This window comes from Variovorax multivorans (genome assembly GCF_051216835.1).
Classification (GTDB): domain Bacteria; phylum Pseudomonadota; class Gammaproteobacteria; order Burkholderiales; family Burkholderiaceae_C; genus Variovorax.
On sequence record NZ_JBPJZL010000007.1, the window covers coordinates 198,670 to 209,269 of the forward strand.

General features: G+C 66.4%; 11 protein-coding genes. 7 read left to right on the top strand and 4 right to left on the bottom strand.

Annotation, left to right across the window (positions count from 1 at the left end; all coding sequences use genetic code 11):
• Positions 1-27: 27 nt before the first annotated feature.
• Positions 28-1,029: a phosphotransferase enzyme family protein gene (locus ACSFCA_RS19940; RefSeq protein WP_435460787.1), complete on the bottom strand. Its 1,002-nt coding sequence runs from the start codon at positions 1,027-1,029 to the stop codon at positions 28-30.
• Positions 1,030-1,111: 82 nt separating this feature from the next.
• Between ACSFCA_RS19940 and ACSFCA_RS19945 the strand changes: the two genes are divergently transcribed.
• Together ACSFCA_RS19945 and ACSFCA_RS19950 are read left to right on the top strand one after the other, a co-directional pair.
• Complete coding sequence (locus ACSFCA_RS19945; RefSeq protein ID WP_435460786.1) at positions 1,112-1,909, top strand: alpha/beta hydrolase; 798 nt, start codon at positions 1,112-1,114, stop codon at positions 1,907-1,909.
• A 239-nt stretch (positions 1,910-2,148) separates the two neighbouring features.
• Positions 2,149-2,844, top strand: a complete 696-nt coding sequence (locus tag ACSFCA_RS19950) for a GntR family transcriptional regulator (protein ID WP_258350291.1) — start codon at positions 2,149-2,151, stop codon at positions 2,842-2,844.
• A 10-nt stretch (positions 2,845-2,854) separates the two neighbouring features.
• Here ACSFCA_RS19950 and ACSFCA_RS19955 read toward each other — a convergent pair whose 3' ends face one another.
• Positions 2,855-3,724, bottom strand: coding sequence for a MurR/RpiR family transcriptional regulator (locus ACSFCA_RS19955; protein ID WP_435460785.1), 870 nt, complete (start codon positions 3,722-3,724; stop codon positions 2,855-2,857).
• A gap of 137 nt (positions 3,725-3,861) precedes the next feature.
• Here ACSFCA_RS19955 and ACSFCA_RS19960 point away from each other — a divergent pair, with 137 nt between their 5' ends.
• From ACSFCA_RS19960 to ACSFCA_RS19970, 3 genes are read left to right on the top strand one after another with little or no spacing between them, the layout of a single operon-like run.
• A complete protein-coding gene (locus ACSFCA_RS19960; protein ID WP_435460784.1) occupies positions 3,862-5,196 on the top strand; it encodes an aspartate aminotransferase family protein in 1,335 nt (444 codons plus the stop codon).
• A 55-nt stretch (positions 5,197-5,251) separates the two neighbouring features.
• A complete protein-coding gene (locus ACSFCA_RS19965; protein WP_435460783.1) occupies positions 5,252-6,163 on the top strand; it encodes a transporter substrate-binding domain-containing protein in 912 nt (303 codons plus the stop codon).
• Between the two features lie 23 nt (positions 6,164-6,186).
• Positions 6,187-6,831: an aspartate/glutamate racemase family protein gene (locus ACSFCA_RS19970; protein ID WP_435460782.1), complete on the top strand. Its 645-nt coding sequence runs from the start codon at positions 6,187-6,189 to the stop codon at positions 6,829-6,831.
• On the opposite strand, the gene ACSFCA_RS19975 is transcribed toward ACSFCA_RS19970, so the two are convergent.
• Entirely contained in the window at positions 6,825-7,709 is an 885-nt protein-coding gene (locus ACSFCA_RS19975) for a hypothetical protein (protein ID WP_435460781.1), read from the bottom strand. The two genes, ACSFCA_RS19970 and ACSFCA_RS19975, sit on opposite strands and share 7 nt — an antisense overlap.
• A 148-nt stretch (positions 7,710-7,857) precedes the next feature.
• Between ACSFCA_RS19975 and ACSFCA_RS19980 the strand changes: the two genes are divergently transcribed.
• Positions 7,858-8,685 (top strand): undecaprenyl-diphosphate phosphatase, encoded by an 828-nt coding sequence (locus ACSFCA_RS19980; protein ID WP_093059047.1) that lies wholly within the window; start codon positions 7,858-7,860, stop codon positions 8,683-8,685.
• 15 nt (positions 8,686-8,700) lie between these two features.
• Here the strand turns inward: ACSFCA_RS19980 and ACSFCA_RS19985 are convergent, their stop codons facing one another.
• Positions 8,701-9,522, bottom strand: coding sequence for an IclR family transcriptional regulator (locus tag ACSFCA_RS19985; RefSeq protein WP_435460780.1), 822 nt, complete (start codon positions 9,520-9,522; stop codon positions 8,701-8,703).
• Between the two features lie 113 nt (positions 9,523-9,635).
• Here ACSFCA_RS19985 and ACSFCA_RS19990 point away from each other — a divergent pair, with 113 nt between their 5' ends.
• Positions 9,636-10,595, top strand: a complete 960-nt coding sequence (locus tag ACSFCA_RS19990) for a Bug family tripartite tricarboxylate transporter substrate binding protein (RefSeq protein WP_435460779.1) — start codon at positions 9,636-9,638, stop codon at positions 10,593-10,595.
• Positions 10,596-10,600 lie beyond the last annotated feature (5 nt).

Here is a 10,600-nt window from a genome sequence, read left to right on the forward strand (position 1 = left end):
GCTGGGTGGGGAGGGTTCCGGGCCCTACTAGAGTGGCAACTCCAATGTTTCCCACTTGCGCAGCATGGTCACCTGCCGGCGGAGGTAGTCGGTCGGTATGGTCTGGGAGCCCCAGACGGGAACCCTTCCTGCGCACTCTCCCAGCAGCCAGATCTGCCGCACGGCCATGAAACGTGCGATGGCGGCAAGGTCGGCGTCGGAAACGGGCCGGGCCTCGCGATAGGCGGATATGAAGTTCCGCCACTGCCCCGTTGCCTTGTCGCTCAGTACGCCATCGGGCGTGCGCGGATGCAGGCTCCACGGATAGACCGCCAGTTCATAAGCCAGGTAGCCGGGGCCCGCCTCGTCGAAGTCGAAGAACACCGCCTCGTGCTGGTCCTGCGCACCGCGCACGATGAAGTTGTTGCTGCCGTGCGCGTCGCCGTGGCACAGCACGCGGCTGAGTTCGCCCAATGCCAGGACATCGCTGTGCAGGCGCTGGCCCAGCATCTCGAATTGCGGGCGCAGCTCGGCGGTCATGGTCGGAGCGCACAGCAGGCCTTGCAGGGGGCGCAGCAGCAGGTAGTCCAGGTCCAGGCAGTAGCTGCTGGCCGGCCCCTGGTAGCTTTCGCCCGCGACGTGCAGGGCGGCCAGCCCGTGCGCAAAGGCTTCGATGTCATCGGCCGAGTCTCCGGTGAACTCTCCGTCCAGATACTCGAACAGCATCAGCGCCCGGGAGCCCTCGGGTAGCGACACGTGGATGGCGACTTCACCGTCCGTGGTGGGCAGGCAACGGGATACGGGGCATCCGGCCTGGGCCCAATGCTGCAGCGCGGCTGATTCGAACAGCATGTTGGGGCCGCCTCGGGGCCGCTCGGCACAAAGCCGCGCCACGGCACGTCGCCCGCTGGCAAAACTCAGTCGATAGACTTGATTGAAGCTGCGCCGCAGGAACTCGCTCTCGACCACTTCGCCCAGGCCGTAGTGCGCCTGAACGAGCTTCGCAATGCTTGCCGCCGTCGGCGTGGATTGCGCGATTTCCAGATTCATCTGGCGTCCCTAGGGAAAAAGGGCGCGATTATGCAGGTCAGCCGGCAAACGGACTCAAAGCTGTACCCCCAGGAGATCGTCGATGCGCAACATTGCCAGGTACTGGATCGCGGGCTTTCTCTTTCTGATTGCACTGGTTTCGCCAGCCCAGGCGCAGACCACGCAGAAGGTGGTGGACATTCCCACCCGGCCCGGGGTAACGCAGCGGATGCTCGTGCTGTCGCCGCCAGCGCCAAGGGCTGCCGTGATCCTGCTCGCAGGCGGGCACGGCGGGTTGCAGATCTTTCCCAATGGTTCGTTCAACTGGGGCGCCGGGAATTTTCTCATTCGCACGCGGCAGCTTTTTGCCGACCAGGGGCTCATGGTCGCCGTCGTCGATGCGCCTTCGGACCGGCTGAGTCCACCCTACCTCAGCGGTTTTCGCCAGAAGCCGGAGCATGCGGCCGACATCAAGGCGGTCATTGCGTGGATGCGAGAGCAATCCAAGGTGCCTGTGTGGCTTGTGGGCACCAGCCGGGGTACGCAGTCCGCGGCATACGTCGCGACCGAGCTTTCAGGCCCTGAAGGACCGGACGGCATCGTCATGAGCTCGACCATCCTCGCCGACGACAGGGGACGGCCCGTTCCGGCAATGCCGCTGGAAAAGATCAGGGTTCCCGTTCTCGTCGTCCATCACGAGCAGGATGGCTGCGCGCTCTGCGCGTTTGCCAACGTGCCCGCCCTCATGGGGAAGCTCGAAAACTCGCCGAGGAAGGCGCTGCTGAGCTTCAAGGGTGGGGAGAACAGGGGCGACCCGTGCGAGGCCATGGCGTATCACGGCTTCAACGGACTCGATCGCGAAGTTGTCCCACAGATCGCCGACTGGATCATTGCCAGATAGGCGGGCCGGCCGAAAAGGCTACCGGGGGCGGGTTAACGCCTACAGCGGAAGAGGCGTTTACAGAAGTTAATAAATTTGAAGTAATCATCGAAAAAGTCCCGGAATAAAATTTTTACGGAAATCGGGGATATGAAGCATTTGTACGGGGCCGTACCATCCGCGCGACCCGCTTCCGGCGCCCCCCCAGTTCCCGACTTTCGATGACTCCCCCAGACCCCTCTCGGACACGAGCGTTGTCCGTGGCCGACACGCTGCGCAATCGCATCTTCGATGGTGTGATTGCCCCTGGCTCCCACTTGATGGAGATTTCGCTCGCCAACGAGCTTGGCGTGTCGCGCACCCCTGTGCGCGGTGCCATGGCGCGGCTGGCCGACGAGGGGCTGCTGTTGTACTTGCCCAACAAGGGCTTCCAGGTGCGCCGCTTCAACGCCAAGGACGTGTTCGACGCCTTCAGCGTGCGTGCCACGCTGGAGGGCATGTGCTGCCGCCTGATCAGCGAGCGCGGCCTCGAAAGCGGGGCCCTGGCGCAACTGACGGCCATGCTCGACGAGCAGTACGAAGTGCTGCACGGCAGAGGCGAATGGACTGACGCCCGGGCCGAGCACTGGCAGGACCTGAACCAGGCCTTTCACAGCAAGCTGCTGGCACTGGCGGACAACCGCTGGCTGACCGAGGCGGTGCAGCGAGCCAGCCAGCTGCCGATCATCTTCGACAGCAAGCTGCGCCCGCACAACCGCGACGCGTCGATGCAGCTGTACCGCCACGAGCAGGCCCTGCAGGCGCTGGAAGAGCACTGCCGCATCGTCGAGGCGTTGGGCCGGCAGGAAGCCTCCAGCGCCGAAACCGCCATGCGCGAGCACATCATCGCCAACCGCGACCTGCTGGTGCTTTACCTGAGCCAGCAGGCCGCCGGCCGCACCCGGGCGCTGATCTGAGTTCTCGGCCCTAGCCGCCCCGCGCCGCCGGCGGCGTGAGGTAGGCCCCCGATTCGAACAACTGCGCCTCGGCCTGATCGATACGCCGGATCACCGGCTTGCCCGCGCGGCTGGCCAGCAGCTCGACCAGCGCTTCGGTCACCGCCACCCCCGCCGCGACCGACGGGAAGAACGAGGGGCTGTTGATCGTGAAAAGCAGCGTCTCGTCCGCCAGCAGCGACAGCGGCGAGGTCACGCTGTCGGTGATGGCGACGATGCGGCAGCCCGCCGCCTTGGCCGCCTGCGCCACCTGCAGCGCCTCGCGCGAGTAGGGCGCGAAGCTCGCCACCACCAGCGCGTCGCCCTTGGCGAAGGCGCGTTGCTGCATCTCCAGCGAGCCGCCCTGGCCGTCGACCAGATGCACGCTGGCGCGAAAGATCCGGTACACGTAGACGAATGAAAAGGCGATCGGAAAGCACGCCCTGAACCCCGCGGCGTGCACGGCCGGGGCCTTCTCGATCAGCGCGCAGGCCTTTTGCAGCGCCTGCTCGCTCTGCTGGTGCGTGGCTTCGAGGTTGCGGCGCTGCACCTCGAACATTTCGCCGGTCAGCGTCTGGTCCTTGGCGCGGCCGACGAGCTGCTTGGCGCGCCCGCCGTAGGTTTCGGCGGAGCCCAGGCCCATGTCGGCGGCGAAGGCTTCCTTGAGTTGCGGCCAGCCTTCGAAGCCCAGATGCTGCGCGAAACGCACGAGGGTGGCGGGCGTGCTCTGCGAGCGCGTGCCGACGTTGCGCATCGAACCCGTGACCACCTCGTTCGGATGGTCGAGCACGTAGCGCGCCACCTGCTGCAGGGCGGGGCTCAGTTCGTTGAAACGCTGGCGGATCTGCTCTCGGGCGCCCATGGCGGTGTCTCTCTTCGGCTGTCGTTGGAACAAATGTACCGGAGGGGTCGAGTGGCGGTAGTTGACGGAACAAATGTTCCAAATAATAATCAAGCGGAAACGTTAGTTCCAACCTTCGAATCCAGTTGCCAGCCGCCATGACGCACGTCTTCCACCGCCACCTTCGCCAGACCCCGCCCGTTGCCACCGGCTCCCACGGCATGTTCATCCGCGACGCCGAAGGCCGCGAATACCTCGACGCCTCTGGCGGCGCGGCGGTGTCGTCGCTCGGCCATGCGCACCCCGAGGTGCTGGCCGCCATGCACGCGCAGATCGACAAGCTCGCCTACGCGCACACCAGCTTCTTCACGAGCGAAGTGGCCGAGCAGTTGGCCGACGAAATGATCGGCTCCGCCCCCGAGGGCATGAGCCACGTCTACCTGGTGAGCGGTGGCTCGGAGGCGGTGGAGTCGGCGCTGAAGATGGCGCGGCAGTACTTCGTCGAAATCGGCCAGCCGCAGCGCACGCACTTCATCGCGCGCCGCCAGAGCTACCACGGCAACACGCTGGGCGCGCTGGCCGTGGGCGGCAACGCATGGCGGCGCGAACCCTTCGCACCCATCCTCGTGCCGGCCACGCACGTGTCGCCCTGCTATCCGTACCGCGAGCAACGCGCTGACGAAAGCGCCGGGCAGTACGGCCTGCGCCTGGCGGCCGAGCTCGAAGCGGCCATCCTCGCGCAGGGCGCTGACAGCGTCATCGCCTTCGTGGCAGAGACCGTCGGCGGCGCCACGGCCGGCGTGCTTACGCCGGTGCCGGGCTACTTCAAGGCGGTGCGCGCGGTGTGCGACAGGTACGGCGTGCTGCTGATCCTCGACGAGGTGATGTGCGGCATGGGCCGCACTGGCACGCTGCACGCCTGCGAGCAGGAGGGCGTGGTGCCCGACCTCATGACCGTCGCCAAGGGCCTGGGCGGCGGCTATCAGCCGGTGGGCGCGGTGCTGGCGCAGCGCCGCATCGTCGAAGCCATGTCCAGCGGCAGCGGCTTCTTCCAGCACGGCCACACCTACCTCGGCCACCCGATGGCCTGCGCTGCTGCGCTCGCGGTGCAGCAGGTGATCCGGCGCGACGGGCTGGTCGCCAAGGTGCGCGAAGACGGCATCGCCTTCGGCGCGATGCTGGCCGATGCACTGGGCGCGCACCCGCACGTGGGCGACATCCGCGGCCGCGGCTTTTTCTGGGGCATCGAGCTGGTGGCCGACCGCGCGAGCAAGACGCCTTTCGATCCGGCGCTGAAGGTCAACGCCACCGTCAAGAAGGACGCCATGGCGCGCGGCCTGCTGTGCTACCCCTTCGGCGGCACGGTCGATGGCCGGCTGGGCGACCACGTGCTGCTGGCGCCACCCTTCATCGCCACGCGGCAAGACCTGCAGGAGATCGCCGCGCGGCTCGCGGCCTCCATCGACGCGGTCACGCGTGCCGCCGCGCGCTGAGCGCTACCACTTTCCCGTTCGTCTTTTCTTCAACCATCGTTCCGAGGAGCGTTCCATGCCCAAGCTTCGTCTGCCGTTTCCCTTTGGTGCCGCGCTCGCGGTGATCCTTGTGGCCTTCATGCCGCTCACGGCCGCGCAGGCCCAGGAAAGCGACACGCTCGCGAAGATAAAGGCCAGCGGCGCCATCACCTTCGGCTACCGGGAGTCGTCCTTCGGCTTTTCGTACCTCGACGGCAACCTCAAACCCGTGGGCTACAGCATCGAGATCTGCAACCGCATCGTCGAGGCCGTGAAGAGCGAGCTGAAGATGCCGGCCATCGAGATCAAGTACCAGGCCGTTACCTCTGCCAACCGCATTCCGCTGGTACAGAACAGCACGGTCGACATCGAGTGCGGCTCCACCACCAACCTGGTCGAGCGGCAGAAGCAGGTGGCGTTCTCGCCGGACATCTTCCGCTACAACGTGCGCATGCTGGTGAAGGCCGATTCGGGCATCAAGAGCATTGCCGACCTGCAGGGCAAGACGGTGGCCACCACCAGCGGCACCACATCGTTTCGCCTGCTGCGCGAGGCTGACCGCGGCCGCAGCCTCGAAGTGAACAACCTCGCGGGCAAGGACCATAGCGACTCGTTCCTGCTGGTGGAAAGCGGCCGCGCCCAGGCCTTCGTGCTCGACGACATCCTGCTGGCCGGGCAGATCGCGAATGCGCGCAACCCGAAGGACTTCGTCATCACCGGCGAGAGCCTGCGCACCGAAAACCAGTCGCTGATGTTCCGCAAGGACGACCCGGCCTTCAAGGCGCTGGTCGACCGCGTGGTGTCGGGCATGATGAAGTCGGGCGAGATGGAGAAGCTCTATGCCAAGTGGTTCATGTCGCCGATTCCGCCGAAGGGCATCAACATCAACTACCCGCTGAATGCCGAGACGAAGGAAGCGTTCGCCAATCCTTCTTCGAAGGGCATCTGAGCTTCTGAAGAGCCTCCGAATTCATGACCCGCATTGCCCTGATCCACGCGCTCTCGCACTCCGTCGCGCCCATCAACGAAGCCTTTGCGCGCGACTGGCCCGAGGCCGTGCGCATGAACCTGCTCGACGACAGCCTCTCGGCCGACCTGGCGCGCAACGGCAAGGGGCTCGACGCCGCCATGCACGAGCGCTTCGAGCGTCTCGCGCAGTACGCGGTCGATACGGGTGCGCAGGGCATTCTCTTCACCTGCTCGGCCTTCGGGCCGTGCATCGAGGCGGTGGCGCGGCGGCATGCCGGCATTCCGGTGCTCAAGCCCAACGAAGCCATGATCGACGAGGCGGCGCAAGGGCAGGGCCGGCTCGGGCTGATCGCGACCTTCGCGCCCACGCTGGCTTCGATGCCGCCAGAGTTTCCGCAAGACACGGCACTCGAGCTCGCGCTGGCCGAGGGTGCGCTAGACGCACTGAATGCCGGCGATGTGCAGCGCCACGACACCCTGATCGCTGCGCAGGCCACAGCGCTGCGCGAACGCGGCTGCACGCGCATCGCGCTGGCGCAGTTCAGCATGGCCAGGGCACGTGCCGCCTGCGAGGCCGCCAGCGGCCTGCCGGTGCTCACAACGGTCGACAGCGCGGTGCGCGCGCTGCGCCGGCGCACGGCTCAGTAGCGTGAGCGCGAGCCTTCGATGACCGAGAACAGCGCCGTGATCGCGATCTGGGCCGCGTCGCTGCGTCCCAGGTTGCGGGTGAGGCCGGTTTCGCGGTCGGTTGCTTCCAGGCCCTGCGACAGGCGCCGGTAGATGTCCGCCGAAGGCATGCTCGCCGAGGTGCCCAGCGCGTCGCAGTAGGTGTCGGTGAGAACGCCCGCGAGTTGCTCGCTCTGCGCGTTCGACAGCTTCATCGGGTCGCCCGCGAACATGGCGGCGATGCAGTGCATCAGGTAGGCCTGTGTTTCGAGCGAGAACGACTGTTGCCGCACGTAGCATTCCACGGCCGCCCAGAAGAGCGGCTCCGAAGTGCGGCGCCAGGCCTCCAGCACCTTGCGCGCCTTGGCCACCAGGTCGGCGTGCGTGTCGCCGGGCTCGGTGGGGCGCAGCGCCAGGCCCTGCAGGGTGAGCGCGGCTTCGGAACCGGACACGCCGAGGATGAAGCTCCAGAACTTCCAGCGGGCGTACCACTTCTTGTCGTGCGCCGGGTCTAGCGGCTCGAGCAGCCAGAAATCGATGCTCTGCGCGGCATCGCCGTGCTGTTCGGCCACGTGGCCGTCGCCGAGGTCGAGTGCCTGCATGCCCGACTGCATGCGGTCGGCCGCGATATGGCCCTGCGCGACGATGCCGGCGCTCGAGCCCGAGCGGTCGATGTCGAGCAGCCGCTGCATCAGCTGCTGCAGTTCGTGGGCCGACGCGCCGGTGGCTTCGGCAACGCGCTGCATCGAGGCGCGCTGCTCGCGCTCGAGATCCTGTGCATTCTTGCGTCGATCTTCGCCGTGGTCGTCGACGGTCGAGGTATGTTCTTCGTGCCCGTTGCCGGGCATTGGCGTTCGCATTTGGCGCAAGCTCCTTCGGACATCACACATGCCCGGTAATGCACTACTTTGTGTTAACGCACTGCATCTGAACATCACCGGAACTGGGGATCCTGAATTCCCCCTGACCGACCCATCGTGATAATGGCTGCTCTTAAAAGGAGTACGCGTGGATATTGTTTTGCTGGCCAAGGCCGCCGTCATGGGCATCGTCGAGGGGCTGACCGAATTCCTTCCGATCTCATCGACCGGCCATCTGATTCTTGCGGGCTCGCTGCTCGGCGGCTTCGGCGACAACCGGGGCAAGGTTTTCGAGATCGCCATCCAGACCGGCGCGATCTTCGCGGTGATCCTGGTCTATTGGCAGAAGATCAAATCGACCGTTGTCGCATTGCCGCGGCAACCGAAGGCACAGCGCCTGGCGCTGAACATCTTCATCGGCTTCCTGCCCGCGGTGGTGCTGGGCCTGCTGTTCGGCAAGGTCATCAAGGAGCACCTGTTCATTCCGACCGTGGTAGCGAGCACCTTCATCATCGGCGGCTTCATCATTTTGTGGGCAGAGAAGCGGCCACCGGGCTCGGTGCGCGTCGAGCACGTGGACGACCTGACGCCGTGGGATGCGCTGAAGGTTGGCCTGGTGCAGTGCTTCGCGATGATCCCGGGCACCAGCCGCAGCGGCTCGACCATCATCGGCGGCATGCTGCTGGGCCTCTCGCGCCAGGCGGCGACCGATTTCTCTTTCTTCCTTGCCATTCCGACGCTGATCGGCGCGGGGCTCTACAGCATCTACAAGGAGCGCGCGGCGCTGTCGATGGCCGACATTCCGCTGTTCGCCGTGGGGCTGGTGTTCTCGTTCATCAGCGCCTGGCTGTGCGTGCGCTGGCTGCTGAAGTTCATCAGCACCCACAACTTCATTCCGTTCGCCTGGTACCGCATTGCCTTCGGCATCCTGGTGCTGGCCACGGCGTGGACCGGCACGGTGGTCTGGGCCGATTGATCCAGCCCTGAAACTTCAGGCCGCGGCGCCCAGCAGGGCGCTCGCGGCCCGGGCCTCCTGCCGCACCGCCGTGGCAATGGGCCCGTCGATGGCCGGATCGAAGCCCCCCGTGGCGCCCAGCGCGGTGATCACGGCGCATACCCGACCCGCATAGTCGTACACCGGCGCCGCCACTGCGCTGATGCCGCGCAGGTAGGTGTCTTTCACGCTGGCGCAGTGCGCCAGTCGCACCTCGCGGCGCAAATGCCCGATCGGGTCTTTCGCGTCGAGCTGCGCCCGCATTTCGGGCGTGGCCTCACCCAGTTCCTGCTCGGCCAGCGCCAACACGCGCGATTCGTCGAGCAGCCCGAGAAAGGCGCGGCCGGTGGCCGACCACAGCATCGACATCACCGAGCCGGCGCGCACGTTCACCGTCACCGGCAGGCCCGGCTCCTCGAAGCGCACGATGGTCGGGCCCTTGTTGCCCATGACCGCGACGAAGCACGTCACCTCCAGCGACTCGCGCAGGCGGATCAGGCAGGGCTCGGCCGCGCGGATCGGGTCGGCCTGCCGCATCGCGGCCAGCCCGATCTGGATCGCTTCGGTGCCCAGGTAGTAGTGCTGCGAGGCCGCGTCCTGCAGCACGAGGCCCGCTTCCATCAGGCTGGCGAGGTAGCGGTGCACCTTGGCCGGGCTCTCGGCGACGTGCGTCGACAACGCCGTGAGGCTGCTGCGGCCGCCCAGGTGCGCCAGCCCCTTGAGCACGGCCATGCCGGTTTCGGCGGACTGCACGCGCTGGCGGCGTTCGCGGGCGGGGGAGGCGGGGGAGGAAGGGCTGGGTTCCGGGGATGAGGTCATGTCGCCTTCATGTTAGGTGCTCGGCCGGCATGGCCGGGTAAACCCGCGATTTTGTGATTACGCTATGCGTATGATAATTACGCAATACACAATATCCAATCCGGAGACACCCCATGAAGAAGTGCATTGCCGTGATCCTTTCGCTGGCAGCTGCTGCTAGCGCAAGCGCCCAGACCTTTCCCGCCAAGCCGATCCGCTGGATCGTTCCGTACGCGGCCGGCGGCGGTTCCGACTTTCTTGCGCGCACGGTCGCCCAGACGCTGTCCATCCAGGTCGCGCAGCCCGTGCTGGTCGACAACAAGCCTGGCGGCAACACCGCGCTGGCCGCCGCCGAAACCGCGCGCTCGCCGGCCGACGGCTACACCATCCTCTCGGCCGACAACGGCACGCTGGTCTTCAACCCCGCGCTCTACAAGTCGCTGAGCTACAGCCCCACCAAAGATCTCGCGCCCGTCACCCTGATGGGCAAGTTTCCGATGATCCTGGTGGTCGGCGCCAACTCGGGCTTCAGCTCGGCCAAGGACTTCATCGCCCAGGCCAGGGCCAAGCCCGGCGGCATCAACTACGCCTCGGCCGGTGCGGGCAGTCCGCACCACCTCGCGATGGAACTGCTGAAGGTGGAGGCTAAGCTCTTCATGGTCCACGTGCCGTATCGCGGCGCGGCGCCGGCGCTGGCCGACGTGGTCGGCGGACAGCTGCCGGCCATGATGGTCGACCTGGCAGCGGGCTCCGGCTTCATCAAGGGCGGCAAGGTGCGCGCGCTGGCCGTGGCCAACCCCACGCGCCTGCCGCAGCTGCCCGACGTGCCCACCTTCGCCGAGCTCGGCTACAAGAACGTCGAGGCCGCAGCGCTGGTCGGCGTGGTGGTGCCTTCGGCCACGCCGCCTGAGGTAGTGAACACGCTCAACCGCCAGATCGTCGCGGCCATCAACGAGCCTTCGGTGCGCACGCGCATGGTCGACTTCGGCGTGGAGCCGGTGGGCAACACGCCAGCCCAGTACACCGAGCTGCTGAAGAACGAAACCGTGCGCTGGCACAAGCTGATCCGCGACCTGAAGATCACCCTCGACTGAGTCTG

What these genes read in the sequence shown, in the direction of transcription:
- ACSFCA_RS19940 (WP_435460787.1), bottom strand. Translation starts at nt 1,029, where the DNA reads ATGAATCTGGAAATCGCGCAATCCACGCCGACGGCGGCAAGCATTGCG.
- ACSFCA_RS19945 (WP_435460786.1), top strand. Translation starts at nt 1,112, where the DNA reads ATGCGCAACATTGCCAGGTACTGGATCGCGGGCTTTCTCTTTCTGATT.
- ACSFCA_RS19955 (WP_435460785.1), bottom strand. Translation starts at nt 3,724, where the DNA reads ATGGGCGCCCGAGAGCAGATCCGCCAGCGTTTCAACGAACTGAGCCCC.
- ACSFCA_RS19960 (WP_435460784.1), top strand. Translation starts at nt 3,862, where the DNA reads ATGACGCACGTCTTCCACCGCCACCTTCGCCAGACCCCGCCCGTTGCC.
- ACSFCA_RS19965 (WP_435460783.1), top strand. Translation starts at nt 5,252, where the DNA reads ATGCCCAAGCTTCGTCTGCCGTTTCCCTTTGGTGCCGCGCTCGCGGTG.
- ACSFCA_RS19970 (WP_435460782.1), top strand. Translation starts at nt 6,187, where the DNA reads ATGACCCGCATTGCCCTGATCCACGCGCTCTCGCACTCCGTCGCGCCC.
- ACSFCA_RS19975 (WP_435460781.1), bottom strand. Translation starts at nt 7,709, where the DNA reads ATGCGAACGCCAATGCCCGGCAACGGGCACGAAGAACATACCTCGACC.
- ACSFCA_RS19985 (WP_435460780.1), bottom strand. Translation starts at nt 9,522, where the DNA reads ATGACCTCATCCCCGGAACCCAGCCCTTCCTCCCCCGCCTCCCCCGCC.
- ACSFCA_RS19990 (WP_435460779.1), top strand. Translation starts at nt 9,636, where the DNA reads ATGAAGAAGTGCATTGCCGTGATCCTTTCGCTGGCAGCTGCTGCTAGC.